Genomic DNA, 17481 nt, shown 5'->3' on the forward strand with positions numbered 1-17481 from the left:
GTTGCCTCAGGCGCGTTCGCGCACCCAGGCCTCGACGCTGGCCAGCGCGGCAGGCACGCCAGCCGCATTGGTGCCGCCGGCCATGGCCATGTCGGGCTTGCCGCCGCCCTTGCCACCCACTTGCTGGGCCACGAAGTTGACCAGCTCGCCGGCCTTGACCTTGCCAATGCTGTCGGCCGTCACGCCCGCAGCGATCTGCACCTTGTCGCCATCAATGGCGGCCAGCACGATGGCGGCGGTCTTGAGCTTGTCTTTCAGCTTGTCCATGGTATCGCGCAGGGTCTTGGAGTCGGCACCGGGCAGGGCCGCGGCCAGCACCTTGATGCCGTTCACGTCCACCGCCTGGCCCACCAGCTCATCGCCCTGGCTCGACGCCAGCTTGCCCTTGAGTGCTGCGACTTCCTTTTCCAGCGCCTTGACGCTGTCCAGGGTCTGGCCGATGCGGTGGTTGAGCTCGGCCACCGGGGTCTTGAAGGTGCCGGCGGCCTGGTTCACCGTGTCTTCGAGCTGCTGCAGGTAAGACAGCGCGTTGGTGCCGGTCACCGCCTCGATGCGGCGCACGCCTGCGGCCACGCCGCCTTCGGCCACCACCTTGAACAGGCCGATGTCGCCCGTGCGCTGCACATGCGTGCCGCCGCACAGCTCGCGGCTGGTGCCGATGTCGAGCACGCGCACGGTTTCGCCGTATTTCTCGCCGAAGAGCATCATGGCGCCGGTCTTCTGGGCCGATTCGATGTCCATCACACGCGCCTGGGTGGGCACGTTGGCCAGCACTTCCTCGTTCACCAGGCGCTCGATCTCGCGCACCTGGGCATCGGTCACGGGCGCGTTGTGGGCAAAGTCGAAGCGCGTGCGCTCGGCGTTCACCAGGCTGCCCTTTTGCTGCACATGCGTACCCAGCACTTCGCGCAGGGCCTTGTGCATCAAATGGGTGGCCGAGTGGTTGCGCACCGTGGCGGCGCGCACGGCCGTATTGACCTCGGCCTGCACCGTGTCGCCGACGTTCAGCGTGCCCTCTTCGAGCGTGCCGTGGTGGCCGTACACATCGGCCTTGATCTTGAGCGTGTCGCCCACCGCGAAGCGGGCCGAGCCGCTGGTGATGGTGCCTTCGTCGCCCACCTGGCCGCCGCTTTCGGCATAGAAGGGGGTGGTGTCGAGCACCACCACGCCGTTCTGGCCGGCCTTGAGGGCCGCGCTGCTGGTGCCATCGACGTAGATGGCGGTGATCTTGGCGGTTTCGGCCAGTTGCTCGTAGCCCGTGAAGCGGTTCACGTCGCCGGTGTAGTCCAGGGCCTTGTCCATCTTGAACTTGCCGGCCTCACGGGCCTTGCGCTTTTGCTCTTGCATCGCGACCTGGAAGCCGGCCTCGTCCACCTCGACGTCGCGCTCGCGGCACACGTCCTTGGTCAGGTCCAGCGGGAAGCCGTAGGTGTCGTGCAGCTTGAAGGCCACGTCCCCGGGCAGCACCTTGGCGCCGCCGGCCATGGCGGAGTCGAGGATTTCCATGCCGTTGGCCAGGGTCTCGAAGAAGCGCTCTTCCTCGGCCTTGAGCACCTCGGTGATGCGCTGCTCCTGCTCGCGCAGCCTGGGGTAGGCGTCGCCCATCACGCGCACCAATTCGGCCACCAGCTTGTGGAAGAACGGCGTCTTCTTGCCCAGCTTGTAGCCGTGGCGGATGGCGCGGCGCACGATGCGGCGCTGCACGTAGCCGCGGCCTTCGTTGCTCGGGATCACGCCGTCGCTCACCAGGAAGGCGGTGGCGCGAATGTGGTCGGCGATCACGCGCAGGCTCTTGTTGTTGAGGTCGGCCACGCCGGTCTCGCGGCCAGCGGCCTTGATCAGCGCGTCGAAGAGGTCGATCTCGTAGTTGCTGTGTACGTGCTGCAGGATGGCGGCCAGGCGCTCCAGGCCCATGCCGGTGTCCACGCAGGGCGCGGGCAGTGGGCTGACCGAGCCGTCTTCGGCCATGTCGAACTGCATGAACACGTTGTTCCAGATCTCGATGAAGCGGTCGCCGTCTTCATCGGGGCTGCCTGGGGGGCCGCCGGGGATGTGGTCGCCGTGGTCGTAGAAGATCTCGCTGCAGGGGCCGCAGGGGCCGGTGTCGGCCATCATCCAGAAGTTGTCGGACTTGTAGCGGCCGCCCTTGTTGTCGCCGATGCGGATCACGCGCTCGGGCGGCAGGCCGATTTCCTTGGTCCAGATGTCGTAGGCCTCGTCGTCCTCCTGGTACACGGTGGCCAGCAGGCGCTCCGGGGGCAGCTTGTACACGGTGGTCAGCAGCTCCCAGGCCCAGTGCAGCGATTCGCGCTTGAAGTAGTCGCCAAAGCTCCAGTTGCCCAGCATCTCGAAGAAGGTGTGGTGGCGCGCGGTGTAGCCCACGTTCTCCAGGTCGTTGTGCTTGCCGCCGGCGCGCAGGCAGGCCTGCACCGATACCGCGCGGTTGTAGGGGCGCTTGTCCGTGCCCAGGAACACGTCCTTGAACTGCACCATGCCGGAGTTGGTGAACATCAGCGTGGGGTCGTTGCCCGGCACCAGCGAGCTCGAGGCCACGATGGTGTGGCCCTTGGAGGCAAAGAAGTCCAGGAAGGACTTGCGGATGTCGGCAACCGAGAACGAAGGCGTGGTGTGGTTGGTCATGTGCGAAAAGGGGCAACAGGCCTGGGTCAGTGAGGGGCCTCGCGCGCAGGGCGCGGCCACCCGGTTTATGGGGAGAACCCACGATTCTATCGAGACGGCGGGGCGAAACGGCCTGCAGCCACCAGAGACACTGCACTTCGCTCCCCCGAACGCGCTCGGGGCGCGGGCATCGCACCGGTTGGCAGCCGCTGGCGCGCAACGGCCACGCCCCAACCACGCCTTGCGCCTGCCGCTGCAGAGCCCGCCCCGTTGCAGTGCCTGGCGCCCCACCCCGGGGCAGGCAACCCCCTCAAAACGCCCCATCCTGGCCCCTGGCGCCCCTGCCTGCGCCTCCCGAAGAGGGCAAGCAAGCGCAAATCCGGCTGGCATGCAAGCTGCTAAATACCCTATCAAGATATTTCAAATATTTTCTTAATATATTTAAAACCTCACCCCAGCCCCAACCAACCCTTCGCCTGTTTTCCGTCCTTTTCGTTGTTTTCTTTTTTCTTCCCAGGAGTCCATCCATGAGCAATCCCCGCTGGCAAGGCATCTTCCCCGCCATCACCACCAAGTTCCACGCCGATGAGAGCATCGATGCCGAAGGCACGGCGCGCCACATCGATTTCCAGATCCGCAACGGCATCCACGGCTTGGTGACCTGCGGCTCGCTGGGCGAAGCCAGCACCCTCACGCTGGAGGAGAAGCTGCAGGTCGCCAAGATCGCGCTCGACGCTGCCGACGGCCGCGTCCCCGTGCTGGCCAACGTGTCGGAGACCAGCACCCGCGAGGCGCTGCGCTACATCGACGGCGGCAACAAGCTCGGCGTGGCCGGCTACATGGTCATGCCCTCGGTGATCTACGTGGCCGATGCGCGCGAAGCCATGGCCAATGTGCGCGCCATGGCCAAGGTGGCGCAGAAGCCCCTCATGGTCTACAACAACCCCGTGGCCTACCGCGTGGACCTGAAGCCCGAGCACATGCTGGAGCTGGCCGACTGCGAGTGGATCGCCGCCATCAAGGAAAGCACCGACAACATCCGCCGCATCACCGACCTGCGCAACACCGTGGGCGACCGCTACCAGCTCTTCCTGGGCGTGGACGACCTGGCCTACGAAGGCCTGGCGCTGGGCTGCGACGGCCTGTTGGCCGGCGTGGGCTGCGCCTTCCCGCGCGAGACCGTGGCGCTGTACGACCTGATGAAGGCCGGCCGCTTTGCCGAAGCGCTCAAGCTCTACCAGTGGATGACGCCCATGCTGCACCTCGACGTATCGACCAAGCTGGTGCAGAACCTCAAGCTCATCGACGTGCTGGTGGGCGTGGGCACCGAGCACATGCGCCGCCCGCGGCTGCCGCTGATCGGCGAGGAGCGTGCCTTCATCGAGCGCGTCGTGAAGAAGGCGCTGGACACGCGCCCCACCGAGTACCAGTCGGTCGCCTGATCGCCCGCGCCCTCCCCCACTCCCTTCATCCCACCAAAGGTCTCCCATGGCATCCAGATTCATGACCCCCTCGGCGCTGGCAGCCCTCGTGCTGCTGTCGGCACCGGCATTCGCGCAGGAGCAGGTCGTCAAGATCGGCCACAGCGGCCCGCTGTCAGGCCCGAATGCATTCGCTGGCAAGGACAACGAGAACGGCGTGCGCCTGGCCGTCGAGGAGCTCAATGCGAAGAAGATCGTGGTGGGGGGCAAGGCGATCAAGTTCGAACTGGTGTCCGAGGACGACCAGTGCGACGCCCGCACCGGCGTGAGCGTGGCGCAAAAGCTCGTGGACAGCGGCGTCAAGTTCGTCATGGGGCCGTACTGCTCGGGCGTGGCCATCCCGGCCTCGCGCGTCTACAGCGACGGCGGGGCCATGGTGTCCACCGTCGGCACCAACCCCAAGGTGACCGAGGGCGGCTACAAGAACCTGTTCCGCATCATCGCCAGCGATACCCAGATCGGCTCGAACATGGCCGTGTATGCCGCCCAGGTGCTCAAGGTCAAGCAGGTGGCGGTGATCGACGACCGCACCGCCTTCGGCCAGGGCGTGGCCGACCAGTTCACCAAGGAGGCCAAGAAGCAGGGCCTCACCGTGGTGGGCCAGGAGTTCACGACCGACAAATCCACCGACTTTCTGTCCATCCTCACCAGCCTCAAGGGCAAGCAACCGCAGGCCATCTTCTTCGGTGGCTATGCGCCGCAGGCGGCGCCCATGGCGCGCCAGATGAAGCAGCTGGGCCTCACGGCCAAGCTGCTGGGCGGCGACACGCTGTGCAGCCCCGAGGTCGGCAAGCTCGGTGGCGAGGCCGTGAACGACACGGTGTTCTGCGCCCAGGGCGGCACCATGCTCGACAAGGCCGCGAGCGGCCCGGCCTTCAAGGCGAAGTACAAGGCGCGCTTCAAGCTGGATGCCGATGCCTACGCGGCGTCCTACTACGACCAGGTGATGTTCATGGCCGATGCCATGCAGAAGGCCCAGTCCGTGGACCCTGCCAAGGTGGGCGCACAGATGGGCCAGCTGAGCCACCAGGGCGTGGCGGGCACCTATGCCTATGACGACAAGGGCAACCTCAAGCAGGCGCCGATCACGGTGCTGACTTTCAGGAATGCCGTCCCCGTGCCACTGGCCAGTTACTGAAGCTGCCGGGATCGTGGCGGGCTCCCGCTACGATCGTCGCACCCCAACCCACGCGACCCACCATGACCCACGACAGTGCCATGCAACGCATACAGATTCTCGACTCCCACACCGGCGGCGAGCCCACGCGCCTGGTGGTGGGCGGTTTCCCCGACCTGGGCACGGGCAGCATGGCCGAGCGCCGCGCCCTGCTGGCCAGCCAGCACGATGCCTGGCGCGCGGCCACGGTGCTGGAGCCGCGCGGCAACGACGTGATCGTGGGCGCGCTTCTGTGCGCGCCGCAGGACCCGGCCAACGCGGCGGGCGTCATCTTCTTCAACAACACCGGCTACCTGGGCATGTGCGGCCACGGCACCATCGGCCTGGTGGCCTCGCTGGCCTACCTGGGGCGCCTGCAGCCCGGCGAGCATGACATCGAGACGCCTGTGGGCACGGTGACGACCACGCTGCACGGGGATGGCTCGGTCAGCGTGCGCAATGTGCCCGCCTACCGGCTGCACCAGGGCCTGTCGCTCACGGTACCGGGCATCGGCACCGTCACGGGCGACGTGGCCTGGGGCGGCAACTGGTTCTTTCTGATGAGCGAGCATGGCCAGCGCGTTACCAGCGACAACCTGCCCGCACTGACCGCCTACACCAGCGCCGTGCAGCAGGCGCTCAAGGACCAGGGCATCCGCGGCGACAACGGCGGCGAGATCGACCACATCGAGCTGTTTGCCGACGACGAGGTGGCCGACAGCCGCAACTTCGTGCTCTGCCCCGGCGGTGCCTACGACCGCTCGCCCTGCGGCACCGGCACCAGCGCCAAGCTGGCCTGCCTGGCGGCCGATGGCAAGCTGCAGCCCGGCCAGGTGTGGCGCCAGGCGAGCATCATCGGCAGCAGCTTCGAGGCGCGCTACGAACCCGATGCCACGCCCGGCCGGATCGTCCCCACGCTGCGCGGCACGGCCCACATGAGCGCCGAGGCCACCTTGCTGATCGCGCACGACGACCCCTTTGCCTGGGGCATCCGCCTCTAAGCCACCAGCCACCCCATGCAAGCTGCGGATGTGATCGTCATCGGTGCCGGCATGGTGGGCGCAGCCTGCGCCCACCTGCTGGCCAACGCCGGGCTGTCGGTGCGCGTGCTCGATGCGCGCCGCGGCGGCGCCACGCAGGCCGGCATGGGCCACCTGGTGGTCATGGACGACAACGCGGCCGAACTGGCGCTGAGCCAGGCCTCGCTCGACCAGTGGCACGCCTGGGGCCCGCGCATGAATGCCGACCTGCCCGGCTGCGCGTATGCCAACTGCGGCACGCTCTGGATCGCGGCGAATGCCGAAGAAATGGCCGGCGCCGAGGCCAAGGCCGCCGGCCTGCGCGCGCACGGCATCGCCTGCGAGCTGCTGGACGCCCCCACGCTGGCCCGGCTGGAGCCCGCGCTGCGCCCCGACCTGCACGGCGCCCTCAAGGTCGGCGGCGACAGCGTGGTCTATGCACCCAACGCCGCACAGTGGCTGCTGGCGCATGCGGCACGCCCCATCGCCATCGAGCATGCCCAGGTCGAGCGCATCGCAGGCCGGCGCGTACACCTGGCCGACGGCAGCGTGCGCGAGGGCGGCGCGGTGCTGCTGGCCGCGGGCATCCACGCCACGGACCTGTGCCCCGGCCTGCCCATCCGCCCCAAGAAGGGGCACCTGGCCATCACCGACCGCTACCCCGGCACGGTGCGCCACCAACTGGTGGAGCTGGGCTACATCACCAACGCCCACCAGAGCGACGGCACCTCGGTCGCCTTCAACCTGCAGCCGCGGCCCACGGGGCAGTTGCTGATCGGCTCGTCGCGCCAGTTCGACACCACCGACCCGGCCATCGACAACGCCGTGCTGGCGCGCATGCTGCGCCGTGCGCTCGAGTACGTGCCGGGCCTGGCCGAGCTCAACGCCATCCGCACCTGGACCGGTTTTCGCGCGGCCACGCCCGACGGCCTGCCCATCATCGGCCGCCACCCGCACCACAGCGACCTGTGGCTGGCCGTGGGCCACGAGGGCCTGGGTGTGACCACGGCGCCGGCCACGGCCCAGTTGCTGGCCGCGCAGATCACCGGTGCCGTGCTGCCGCTCGACCCGGCACCCTATTCGCCTGATCGTTTTGCCGGGAGCCTGATCGCATGAGCACCGCCACGGTACAGATCCACGCCGACGGCGTGCGCCTGCAGGTCGCCCCGGGCACCAGCGTGGCCGCGGCCCTGGCCCAGGTGCCGTCAGGCCGCACGCGCACCTCCACCACTGGCCAGCCGCGCGCACCACTGTGCGGCATGGGTGTGTGCCACGAGTGCCGGGTGCGCATCGACGGCCGCACGCGCCTGGCCTGCCAGACCCTGTGCATTGAAGGCATGCAGGTCCATACCGATACCGGCACGCCATGCACATGAACGCACCCAGCCCCTCGCAGGCGCACGCGCACTGCGACCTCCTCATCGTTGGTGCAGGCCCCGCCGGCCTGGCCGCAGCGCTGGCGGCGGCGCCGAGTGGCGCGGCCATCACCATCGTGGACGACAACCCCGCAGCCGGCGGCCAGATCTGGCGCGATGGCCCTGGTGCCACGCTGCCGCCCCTGGCCCGCGAGCACCGCGAGGCCCTGGCGCGGCACACCAACATCCGGCTGCTGTGCGGCACACGCGTGGTGGGCCTGGGCGAGCGGCAACGGGCCGACCATGCCCCGGCCCTGCTGCTCGAAGACGCCGACCAGGGCTGGACCCAGCACAGCCACCGCATCGTGCTGTGCAACGGTGCGCGCGAGCTGCTGCTGCCCTTCCCGGGCTGGACGCTGCCGGGCGTGACCGGCGCGGGCGCACTGCAGGCCCTGGTCAAGGCCGGGCTGCCCGTCAAAGGCCAGCGCATCGTGGTCGCAGGCAGCGGCCCGCTGCTGCTGGCCGCGGCGGCCACCGCCACCCAGGCTGGTGCGCGGGTGGTGCGCGTGGCCGAGCAGGCACCCTGGAGCGCACTGGCCCGCTTTGCCATGCAGTTGCCGCGCTGGCCCGCCAAGGCGGTGCAGGCATTCACGCTGCTGCACCCGCAACTGCGTGCGGGCAACCATGTGCTCGAAGCCACCGGTGGCGGCCAGGTGCAGTCCGTGCGCCTGCGCACCGCATCCGGCGAGGAAACCATCGCCTGCGAGCGACTGGCCTGCGGCTTTGGCCTGGTGCCCAACACGCACCTGGGACAGCTGCTGGGCTGCGCGCTGGGCGGCCCCTTGAGTGGCGGCCTGGGCCTGCAGGTCGATGCACAGATGCGCACCAGCGTGGTCGGGGTCTATGCCGCTGGCGAGTGCACCGGCTTTGGCGGCAGCGAGCGTGCACTGGCCCAGGGCGCCATCGCCGGCCATGCCGCTGCAGGCAACACCCAGCCGGTACACGCGCTGCAGGCCACACTGCGCCGCTGGGAGGGCTTTGCCCAGGCGCTGCAGCATTCCTTCACGCTGGACGATTCCCTCAACACCCTGGCCCGGCCGGACACCCTGGTCTGCCGCTGCGAAGACGTGCCGCACGCCGAACTGGCAGGCCGCAGCGGCTGGGTCGACGCCAAGCTGCACACGCGCTGCGGCATGGGCGCATGCCAGGGGCGCATTTGCGGTGCCGCCACACAGCAGCTCTTTGGCTGGACGCCCGCCCCGCCGCGCCACCTGCTCGCGCCGGCACGCATCGCCACACTGGCCGCGGCGTGCGACGACGCGCCGTCGGGCTGAGAAGGGCCAGGCAGGCACCGCATCCGGGCGCTCGCGCCCCTCAAGCCGGGCACTCATCTTGCTTTTACATATATTAAGAAGATATTTATTTTGGTGACGCCGATTTCCCTTCCATAACCACTCCAACAGAGCCGACCACCATGCCTTCCACCCCCAGCACCCCTGTCCCTCCCGCCCCTGCACCCCGCGCGCCCGTCCGCTGGCTGCTCGACTTTTCGGGTGGCTTGCTGCGCATGGAGCGCCACCTGCTCACCGCGCTGATGACGCTGCTGGTGGCGCTGATCCTGCTCAACGTGGTGACGCGCTACAGCGGCATGCCCATCTACTGGATCGACGAGGCGGCGGTGTACACGGTGGTCTGGCTGACCTTCGTGGGGGCCTCGGTCATGACACGGCTGCGCATGGACTTTGCCGTGACCATGCTCACGGACCAGTTGGGTGCACGCGCCGCGAAGGCCATCAAGGGGGTGGCCACGGCAGGCGTGGTGCTGTTCGGCGTGGCCATGCTCTGGATGTGCTGGCAGTGGATGGACCCGATCGGCATCGCGCGCTATGGCTTCGACGCCAAGGAGTACGCCGCCGAGAGCTTCAATTTTCTCTATACCGAGCGCACGCAGACGCTCAACTGGCCCACCTGGGTGCTGCAGCTGATCCTGCCGATCTTCTCGGCCACCTTCAGCGTGCATGCGCTGGCCAACCTGCTCGAAGACCTGGGCGCGGCCGAGCGGCGCACGCACCCGGGCTTCGACGTGGTCAACGCCGACGCCGTGAACTGAAGACTCCCGAAGGCTCCTCCATGATCACCTCCCTCTTCTTCCTGGTTGCGCTGCTGGTGGGTGTGCCCATCGGCGTGTGCCTGTGCCTGTCGGGCATCGTCTACATCTTCGCCACCAGCGGCACGGTGCTGTTCCAGTCGTTTCCGATGCAGATGTTCGCGGGGGTGGACAGCTACGGCCTCATCGCCATCCCGCTGTTCATCCTGATCGGCGAGATCATGAACAGCGGCGGCATCACGCGCCGGCTGGTGGACCTGTCCATGGCCTTCATCGGCTCGGTCAAGGGCGGTCTGGCCTACGTCAACATCCTGGCCAACATGCTGGTCTCGTCCATCATCGGCTCGGCCACGGCGCAGGTGGCCATCATGTCGCAGGTGATGGTGCCCGAGATGGAAAAGCAGGGCTACGACAAGACCTTCGCCGCCGGCCTCACGGTGTATGGCGGCATGCTCGGGCCCATCATCCCGCCCTCGGTGATGTTCGTGGTGTTCAGCGTGCTGGCCCAGGTGGCCGTGGGCGACATGCTGATCGCGGGGATCATCCCCGGCGTGCTGCTCACGCTGCTGTTCTTCGTCGTGATCGCCCTCATGGGCTTCATCTACGACTACCCGCGCAGCGAAAGGCGCACCCTGGCCCAGCGCGCCCGCACCATCATGCAGGCCAGCCCAACGCTGCTGATCCCCCTGGTGATCGTCGGCTCCATCCTGAGTGGACTGGCCAACCCCACCGAAGCTGCGGCCGTGGGTGCGCTCGCCTCGGCGCTTGTGGGCCGATACGTCACCAAGGAGTTCAAGCTCAAGGCCATGCCCGCCATCCTGCTGCGCTCGGCCATCTACTCGGCCGTGGTGCTGTTCCTGGTGGCCGCCGCCGCCGTGTTCTCGTGGCTGCTGATCTACGGCAAGGTGCCGCAGATGGTGGCCGCCTGGATCCAGACCGTGGCGCACGACCCCATCACCTTCCTGCTGCTGACCAATGTGATCCTGCTGGTCATCGGCACGGTGATCGACGGCATCCCGGGGCTGATCATGACCGTGCCCATCCTGCTGCCGATTGCCACCGAGGTCTACCACATCGACCCGCGCCACTTCGGTGTGGTGGTGGTGGTCAACCTGGTGCTGGGCCTGATGACGCCGCCCGTGGGGCTGAGCTTCTTTGTCGCCTCGGCCGTGACCGGGGCCAAGCCCGGAAAGATGTTCATCGTCACCCTGCCCTTCTTCCTCATCAGCTGCGTGGCGCTGGTGCTGCTGTCGCTGTTCCCGAGCCTGTCGCTGGCCCTGCTGGAGTAGGCCGGCCCTCCCCCTTTTCTTTCCCATCCCGTTCCCGTCCGTCCCTGTTCCCGACCAAGGAGAGTCCACCATGACCACCACCCGCCGCCAGTTCGTACAGCGCCACGCCGTGGCCGCTGCCGCCACCCTTGCCGCCCCGCTCGTGTTCGCACAGGGCGCAGGCGCCAAGGAATTCCGCCTGGGCCTGATCACCCCCGCAGGCCACTCGTGGAACCGCGCCGCGCTGCAGTTCGGCGAGGCGCTCAAGAAGGAGAGCGATGGCCGCCTGAGCGTGACCGTGTTCCACTCGGGCCAGCTCGGCAACGAGGCGGCCATGATGCAGCAACTGCAGTCGGGCGCTCTCGACATGGGCTGGATCCAGGCCGCCGAACTGGGCTCGCGCGTGTCCAGCATCGCGGCCATCAACGCGCCCTACCTGGTGCGCTCCACGCCCGCCGTGGCCAAGCTGGTCAAGCACCCGGCGGCCACCAAGCTCCTGGAAGTGCTGCCGCGCGAGACCGGCACCATCGGCCTGGGCTGGGGCATCACCGGCATGCGCGCGGTGTTCTCCACCAAGGACATCTCCGTGCCCACCGACCTCAAGGGCATGAAGCTGCGCATCAACCCCACGCCGGTGTACCGCGACTTCTACCAGATGCTGGGTGCCGCGCCCACGCCCATCCCGACCCCCCAGGTGTTCGACGCCATGAGCAATGGCCAGGTGGACGGGCTGGAGGCGGACATCGAGTTCTCGTGGAACCAGCGCTTCGACAAGGTCGCAAAGACCCTGCTGCAGATGAACGCGCTGTTCATGCCCTTCGCGCCGCTGGTGTCCGGCCGCATCTGGCAGGGGCTCGATGCCAAGGACAAGGACCTCATCCGCAAGCTCACCGCCCAGTCGCTGGACGCGCAGATCAACGACATCGTGACCACCGAGGCGGGCCTGATCGACAAGTTCAAGGGCACCTCCATTGCGTTCAAGAGCGCGTCGTCCTTCAACCCCGAGGCCACCATCCAGGAGTTCGACAAGCTGTGGCTGCCCAAGGCACCGCAGATCGCCGAACTGCGCAAGGCCGGTGCCAGCCTGTGATTTAAGATGGGGCAGACCCCATGGTCCCCAGCCCCGGGGGCCATGCCCCAACAGCTCCTTTTCCCTCGATGACACCCAGCAGCAGCCCACCCCTCCGCAAAGACACCGGCCCCAAACGGCGCGCGGCGGACGTGGCCTATGACGCCATCGAAGCCATGATTTCCACGCTGCAGTTGCAGCCCGGCAGCCCGGTGGTGGAGGCCGAGATCGCCGAGAGCACTGGCCTGGGACGCACGCCGGTGCGCGAGGCCCTGCTGCGCATGGTGTCCATCGGCCTCATCGTGCAGCAGCCGCGCCGCGGTCTGCAGGTCTCCAACATCGACCTGGCAGACCACCTGGACGTGATCCAGACGCGCCGCGTGCTGGAGCGGCTGATCGCCTCGTGCGCAGCGCGCCGAGCCACTGCGCCCCAGCGCCAGGCCATTGTGCGCTGCGCAGAAGAGATGGTGCGCGCTGCGGAGCGTGGCGAGCTCGACGGCTACATGCTGGCCGATCATGGGCTCGACCAAATCGTCCACCTGGCCTGCCAGAACCAGTCGGCCGTGAAGTCCGTGGCACCGCTGATCGTGCAGTGCCGCCGCTTCTGGTATGCCTACCAGCACGAGGGCGACGTGACCGAGGGCGCGCGCGCCCACATGCACCTGGCGCAGGGCATCGCCAGCGGCGACGAAGCCCATGCCGTGGCCGGCGCCAACCAACTCATGGACTACCTGGAACAGTTCGCGCGGCGCATCATCGATCGGTGAGACCGACTGGCCTTCAACCGGCCAACGCCGTTGGGGAGCCTTGCCGCGCTACACAAGCCTGCTAAGAGGCTTGGTGCCCCAGCGCAATGCGCTGCTCCAGAAAGCGCCACATGCGCTCGTCGCCGCAGAACGCCACATTGAAGCGCAGCCAGCCCGTGGGCCGCGGCTCCACCAGGAACAGCGCGCCGGGCCCGAGCATGATGCCTTCGCCCGTGGCGTCCTGCGTAAGCAGGGCGCTGTCGGGCACGTCGGGGTGGCGGGCCCAGAGGTACATGCCGGCCTCGGGTTCGTGAAACAGTTCGAAGCCCAGGGCCTCCAGCCGCCGCCCCACGCTGCGGTGGGCCTCGGCCAGGCGCTCGCGCAGCGACTTGAGGTGCTTGCGCCAGCGGCCATCGGTCACCACGCCGAAGGTGATGCGCTCGGTGATGTCCGACGAAGTCAGGCCCGAGACCATCTTGAGTTGCACCAGTTCGTCCACCAGGTCGCGCCGCGCCGCGAGGTAGCCCGTGCGCAGGTTGGGCGAGATGGTCTTGGAAAAACTGCCCAGGTAGACCACGCGCTTGAGCTGGTCCAGGCTGGCCAGCGAGGGGCGCACGCCCGCCTCCATGTCGGCGTAGATGTCGTTTTCCACCAGCATGAAGCCGTGCTGTTCGGCCAGCTGCAGCAGGCGGTGCAGGTGCGCCATGGACGCGACCGAGCAGGTGGGGCTCTGCAGGCGCGGCTGGGTGAAGAAGGCCGTGGGGCGGTGCTGGGCCAGCAGCGCTTCCAGCGCCGCGAGATCGTAGCCCGTGGCGGTGCGCGGCACGCCCACGGCATGGGCCCCGGCAAAGCGCAGGATGAAATGCAGGTTGGGGTAGCCCGGGTCGTCCACCAGCACCACGTCGCCGGGCTTGACCAAGCGGCGCACCACCAGGTCGAGCGCCTGGCTGGAGCCCTGGGTGAGCATGATGCGGTCGGCATCCACGGTGATGTCGCGCTCGGCCATGGCTTCGGCCACCACCGTGCGCAGGTCCAGCAGCCCGTGCGGCAGGCCATAGCCATCGAGTTCCGCGCCCTCGGACGACAGCTGGCGCATGCTGCGGCGCACCGCGTCGCCGAACAGCCAGTCCTGCGGCAGCCAGCCGCAGCCGGGCTTCATGGGCAGGTTGCGGTTCTCGAAGATCTGCTGCAGGTACCAGCGCGCATCGAAGGTCGGTGCCGGCCGTTCGGGCGCCGCCAGGCCCGGCGCCATCGCCTCGCGCCGCTTCACGAAAAAGCCGGCGTTGGCGCGCGAGACCAGCCAGCCCTGGGCCACCAGCCGGTCGTAGGCCTCCACCACGGTGAACACACTCACGCCATGGCTGGCGGCAAAGCTGCGGATGGAGGGGAGCTTGCTGCCGGGCTTGAGCGCCTGGCTAGCGATGAGGCCCCGCAGGCCTTCGACGATCTGGCTGACCAGGGGGGTCGCAAGGTCCGGGCTGAGTGTGAGCATCACGTGGGCGGAAGGGGCGCGCCGCAGGCGCCCGGGGGTTGGGATCGGGTGTACTGGATTCTAGACCTGCACAGTGCGCCCGAAACAGCATGCCGGTGTACATGGACGGTGTGCAGCCTGGCTTCCAGAATGGCGCCATTCTTCTTCACCCCGCTTGAACGCCAACACCATGCAGCACGACCGCCACTTCACCAATGCCGCCCTCATCGCCCGCCGCCACGCCGCCGTGGCGCGTGGCGTGGGCCAGGCCCACGAGATCTTCGTGCAGCGGGCCCTGAATGCCGAACTGTGGGACGTGGAAGGCCGCCGCTACATCGACTTTGCCGGCGGCATTGCCGTGCTCAACACCGGGCACCTGCATGCGGGGGTGATCACCGCCGTGAAGGCCCAGCTCGACCTGTACACGCACACCTGCTTCCAGGTGGTGGCCTACGAGCCCTATGTGGAAGTGGCCGAGCGCCTGAACACCCTGGCCCCCGGCGCTTTCACCAAGAAGACGCTGCTGCTGACCACCGGCGCCGAAGCGGTGGAGAACGCCGTCAAGATCGCCCGCGCCCACACCGGTCGCCCGGGCGTGATCGCCTTCACCGGCGGCTACCACGGCCGCACGAACATGACGCTGGGCCTCACGGGCAAGGTGGCGCCGTACAAGATCGGCTTCGGCCCCTTCCCCGGCGAGGTGTACCACGCGCTGTTCCCCAATGCGCTGCACGGCATCAGCGTGGAACAGGCGCTGCATTCGGTGGAGCTGATCTTCAAGAACGACATCGAGCCCGAGCGCGTGGCGGCCTTCATCATCGAGCCCGTGCAGGGCGAAGGCGGCTTCTACATCGCGCCTGGCGAATTCATCAGCGGCCTCAAGGCCCTGGCCGACCGCTACGGCATCTTGCTGATCGCCGACGAGGTGCAGACCGGCGCGGGCCGCACCGGCACCTGGTTCGCCTGCGAGCAATGGCCGGTGGCCCCCGACCTGATCACCACCGCCAAGTCGCTGGCCGGCGGCTTTCCGCTGGCGGGAGTGGTGGGCCGCGCCGAGGTGATGGACGCTCCCGCGCCCGGCGGCCTGGGCGGCACCTATGCCGGCAGCCCCGTGGCCTGCGCTGCGGCGCTGGCGGTGATCGATGCCTTCGAAAAGGAAAACCTGCTCGCACGCAGCCAGGACATGGGCGCCCTGCTGGTGCATGCCCTCAAGGACCTGGCGACCCGCGTGCCCGCCATCGGCGATGTGCGCGGCCTGGGCGCCATGGTGGCCATCGAACTGTTCGAAAGCGGTGACACCGCCCGGCCCGATGCGGCCCTCACGAAGAAGGTGGTGGCCGAGGCCGCGCGCCGCGGGCTGATCCTGCTGTCCTGCGGTACCCACGGCAACGTGGTGCGCATCCTGGTGCCGCTCACGGCCTCCAACGCGCTGCTGGAGGAAGGCCTGGCCATTCTTGCGGACAGCTTTGCGGCCGTGGCCTGAACGCATACCGCCGACGCTGTCAGGGACGTGACTGCGCTGCCTGCAGCGCAGTCACCCCGCGTGTATATTCATTTTTGGCCGTTGGCGCCTCGGGCATGCGCTGCACAGCGGTAGCCCTGGCGCCCCCACTACAAACCGACGAGACACCACCATGGACATGAAGACTTCGCCCCTTTCCCTGCTCAAGGACCCGAGCCTGCTCAAGACCGACGGCCTCGTCAACGGCCAGTGGGTGGCGGGCAACAGCCGCTTCGACGTGAACGACCCGGCCACGGGCCTGAAACTCGCGAGCGTCGCCAACCTGGGCCCTGCGGACGCCGAGGCCGCGATTGCCGCCGCCAACGCCGCCTGGCCCGCCTGGAAGGCCAAGACCGCCAAGGAGCGCAGCATCATCCTGCGCAAGTGGTATGACCTGCTGATGGCAAACCAGGACGACCTGGGCCGCATCATGACGGCCGAACAGGGCAAGCCCCTGCCCGAGGCCAAGGGCGAGGTGGCCTATGGCGCGAGCTTCGTGGAGTGGTTTGCGGAGGAAGCCAAGCGCATCAATGGCGAGACCCTGCCCCAGTTCGACAACAGCCGCCGGCTGATGGTCCTGAAGCAGCCCATCGGCGTGTGTGCGGCCATCACGCCGTGGAATTTTCCGCTGGCCATGATCACGCGCAAGGTCGCGCCCGCACTGGCCGCCGGTTGCCCGGTGGTCATCAAGCCGGCCGAGCTGACGCCGCTCACGGCTCTGGCCGCGGCCGAGCTGGCGATCCGCGCCGGCATCCCGGCCGGTGTGTTCAACATCCTGCCGGCCGACAGCGACAACTCCATTGCCATCGGCAAGGTGCTGTGCGCCAGCGACGTGGTGCGCCACATCAGCTTCACGGGCAGCACCGAGGTGGGCCGCATCCTGATGGCGCAGTCGGCCCCCACCGTGAAGAAGATGTCGCTGGAGCTGGGTGGCAACGCGCCTTTCCTGGTGTTCGACGACGCCGACATCGACAGCGCCGTGGAAGGCGCCTTTGCCAGCAAGTACCGCAATGCCGGCCAGACCTGCGTATGCACCAACCGCTTTTACGTGCAGGAAGGCGTGTACGACGCGTTCGTCGCCAAGTTCGCTGCCAAGGTGAAGACGGCCAAGGTGGGCAATGGCTTCGAAGACGGTGTGAACCAGGGCCCGTTGATCGAGGAAGCCGCGCTGGTGAAGGTGCAGCGCCATGTGGACGACGCCGTGGCCAAGGGCGGCAGCGTGGTGGCCGGCGGCAAGCGCCTGGCCGGCCAGTTCTTCGAGCCCACGGTGATTGCCAATGCCACGCCCGACATGCTGTGCGCGCGCGAGGAGACCTTCGGCCCCTTCGCCCCGGTGTTCAAGTTCACGACCGAGCAGGAGGCCATCGACGCGGCCAACGCCACCGAGTTCGGCCTGGCCAGCTACTTCTACACCCGCGACGTGGGCCGCATCTTCCGCGTGGCCGAGGCGCTGGAATACGGCATGGTCGGCATCAACGTGGGCATCCTGGCCACCGAGCACGTGCCCTTCGGCGGCGTCAAGCAATCGGGCCTGGGGCGCGAAGGCTCGCACCACGGCATCGATGACTATGTGGAGATCAAATACCTCTGCCTGGGCGACATCCAGAAGTAAGCCAAGCCGGCGCCGATGCCCCAGGAGGCGCTCGGGCTGGGGCACAATCGCCGGCGTGCATTCGGCAACACAGGCAG

14 protein-coding genes are annotated in these 17481 nt (G+C 68.0%); 12 read left to right on the forward strand and 2 right to left on the reverse strand.

Features of this window, described 5'->3' with window-relative positions; translation table 11 throughout:
- Positions 1–6: 6 nt before the first annotated feature.
- Positions 7–2640 (reverse strand): alanine--tRNA ligase, encoded by a 2634-nt coding sequence (gene alaS, locus AC0IZS_RS29965; RefSeq protein ID WP_471639007.1) that lies wholly within the window; start codon positions 2638–2640, stop codon positions 7–9.
- A gap of 506 nt (positions 2641–3146) precedes the next feature.
- On the opposite strand from alaS, the gene AC0IZS_RS29970 reads away from it, so the two are divergent.
- The 10 genes from AC0IZS_RS29970 to AC0IZS_RS30015 all read left to right on the forward strand — a co-directional run bounded on the left by AC0IZS_RS29970 (position 3147) and on the right by AC0IZS_RS30015 (position 12841).
- Complete coding sequence (locus tag AC0IZS_RS29970) at positions 3147–4061, forward strand: dihydrodipicolinate synthase family protein (RefSeq protein ID WP_057203768.1); 915 nt, start codon at positions 3147–3149, stop codon at positions 4059–4061.
- A 46-nt stretch (positions 4062–4107) separates the two neighbouring features.
- Positions 4108–5238: a branched-chain amino acid ABC transporter substrate-binding protein gene (locus AC0IZS_RS29975; protein ID WP_471639008.1), complete on the forward strand. Its 1131-nt coding sequence runs from the start codon at positions 4108–4110 to the stop codon at positions 5236–5238.
- A gap of 80 nt (positions 5239–5318) precedes the next feature.
- Positions 5319–6257 (forward strand): 4-hydroxyproline epimerase, encoded by a 939-nt coding sequence (locus AC0IZS_RS29980; RefSeq protein WP_471639600.1) that lies wholly within the window; start codon positions 5319–5321, stop codon positions 6255–6257.
- Positions 6258–6272: 15 nt separating this feature from the next.
- Positions 6273–7391: an NAD(P)/FAD-dependent oxidoreductase gene (locus AC0IZS_RS29985; protein ID WP_471639009.1), complete on the forward strand. Its 1119-nt coding sequence runs from the start codon at positions 6273–6275 to the stop codon at positions 7389–7391.
- On the forward strand, positions 7388–7651 hold the full coding sequence (locus AC0IZS_RS29990; RefSeq protein ID WP_471639010.1) for a (2Fe-2S)-binding protein: 264 nt from the start codon (positions 7388–7390) through the stop codon (positions 7649–7651). Before AC0IZS_RS29985 ends, AC0IZS_RS29990 begins: the two co-directional genes overlap by 4 nt.
- Positions 7648–8964: an FAD-dependent oxidoreductase gene (locus tag AC0IZS_RS29995; RefSeq protein WP_471639601.1), complete on the forward strand. Its 1317-nt coding sequence runs from the start codon at positions 7648–7650 to the stop codon at positions 8962–8964. The genes AC0IZS_RS29990 and AC0IZS_RS29995 overlap by 4 nt, the downstream gene beginning before the upstream one ends.
- 140 nt (positions 8965–9104) lie before the next feature.
- Positions 9105–9740, forward strand: coding sequence for a TRAP transporter small permease (locus tag AC0IZS_RS30000; protein WP_471639011.1), 636 nt, complete (start codon positions 9105–9107; stop codon positions 9738–9740).
- 20 nt (positions 9741–9760) lie between these two features.
- Positions 9761–11026 carry a TRAP transporter large permease gene (locus AC0IZS_RS30005; RefSeq protein ID WP_471639012.1) on the forward strand — a complete coding sequence of 422 codons (1266 nt, stop codon included), beginning with the start codon at positions 9761–9763 and terminating at the stop codon, positions 11024–11026.
- A 70-nt stretch (positions 11027–11096) separates the two neighbouring features.
- Positions 11097–12095 (forward strand): TRAP transporter substrate-binding protein, encoded by a 999-nt coding sequence (locus AC0IZS_RS30010; RefSeq protein ID WP_471639013.1) that lies wholly within the window; start codon positions 11097–11099, stop codon positions 12093–12095.
- A 68-nt stretch (positions 12096–12163) separates the two neighbouring features.
- Positions 12164–12841: a GntR family transcriptional regulator gene (locus AC0IZS_RS30015; protein WP_471639014.1), complete on the forward strand. Its 678-nt coding sequence runs from the start codon at positions 12164–12166 to the stop codon at positions 12839–12841.
- Positions 12842–12902: 61 nt separating this feature from the next.
- On the opposite strand, the gene AC0IZS_RS30020 is transcribed toward AC0IZS_RS30015, so the two are convergent.
- Positions 12903–14312 carry an aminotransferase-like domain-containing protein gene (locus AC0IZS_RS30020; RefSeq protein ID WP_471639015.1) on the reverse strand — a complete coding sequence of 470 codons (1410 nt, stop codon included), beginning with the start codon at positions 14310–14312 and terminating at the stop codon, positions 12903–12905.
- Between the two features lie 169 nt (positions 14313–14481).
- Between AC0IZS_RS30020 and gabT the strand changes: the two genes are divergently transcribed.
- Both gabT and AC0IZS_RS30030 read left to right on the forward strand, forming a co-directional pair.
- Positions 14482–15774 (forward strand): 4-aminobutyrate--2-oxoglutarate transaminase, encoded by a 1293-nt coding sequence (gabT, locus tag AC0IZS_RS30025; protein ID WP_471639602.1) that lies wholly within the window; start codon positions 14482–14484, stop codon positions 15772–15774.
- Positions 15775–15925: 151 nt separating this feature from the next.
- Positions 15926–17404, forward strand: coding sequence for an NAD-dependent succinate-semialdehyde dehydrogenase (locus tag AC0IZS_RS30030; RefSeq protein ID WP_471639016.1), 1479 nt, complete (start codon positions 15926–15928; stop codon positions 17402–17404).
- Positions 17405–17481: the final 77 nt, after the last annotated feature.

The sequence above is a fragment of the Acidovorax sp. AC410 genome (assembly GCF_979253235.1).

Excerpts from the sequence above, each read along its gene's own strand:
- alaS (WP_471639007.1), bottom strand. The coding sequence starts at position 2,640 with ATGACCAACCACACCACGCCTTCGTTCTCGGTTGCCGACATCCGCAAG.
- AC0IZS_RS29970 (WP_057203768.1), top strand. The coding sequence starts at position 3,147 with ATGAGCAATCCCCGCTGGCAAGGCATCTTCCCCGCCATCACCACCAAG.
- AC0IZS_RS29975 (WP_471639008.1), top strand. The coding sequence starts at position 4,108 with ATGGCATCCAGATTCATGACCCCCTCGGCGCTGGCAGCCCTCGTGCTG.
- AC0IZS_RS29980 (WP_471639600.1), top strand. The coding sequence starts at position 5,319 with ATGCAACGCATACAGATTCTCGACTCCCACACCGGCGGCGAGCCCACG.
- AC0IZS_RS29985 (WP_471639009.1), top strand. The coding sequence starts at position 6,273 with ATGCAAGCTGCGGATGTGATCGTCATCGGTGCCGGCATGGTGGGCGCA.
- AC0IZS_RS29990 (WP_471639010.1), top strand. The coding sequence starts at position 7,388 with ATGAGCACCGCCACGGTACAGATCCACGCCGACGGCGTGCGCCTGCAG.
- AC0IZS_RS29995 (WP_471639601.1), top strand. The coding sequence starts at position 7,648 with ATGAACGCACCCAGCCCCTCGCAGGCGCACGCGCACTGCGACCTCCTC.
- AC0IZS_RS30000 (WP_471639011.1), top strand. The coding sequence starts at position 9,105 with ATGCCTTCCACCCCCAGCACCCCTGTCCCTCCCGCCCCTGCACCCCGC.
- AC0IZS_RS30005 (WP_471639012.1), top strand. The coding sequence starts at position 9,761 with ATGATCACCTCCCTCTTCTTCCTGGTTGCGCTGCTGGTGGGTGTGCCC.
- AC0IZS_RS30010 (WP_471639013.1), top strand. The coding sequence starts at position 11,097 with ATGACCACCACCCGCCGCCAGTTCGTACAGCGCCACGCCGTGGCCGCT.
- AC0IZS_RS30015 (WP_471639014.1), top strand. The coding sequence starts at position 12,164 with ATGACACCCAGCAGCAGCCCACCCCTCCGCAAAGACACCGGCCCCAAA.
- AC0IZS_RS30020 (WP_471639015.1), bottom strand. The coding sequence starts at position 14,312 with ATGCTCACACTCAGCCCGGACCTTGCGACCCCCCTGGTCAGCCAGATC.
- gabT (WP_471639602.1), top strand. The coding sequence starts at position 14,482 with ATGCAGCACGACCGCCACTTCACCAATGCCGCCCTCATCGCCCGCCGC.
- AC0IZS_RS30030 (WP_471639016.1), top strand. The coding sequence starts at position 15,926 with ATGGACATGAAGACTTCGCCCCTTTCCCTGCTCAAGGACCCGAGCCTG.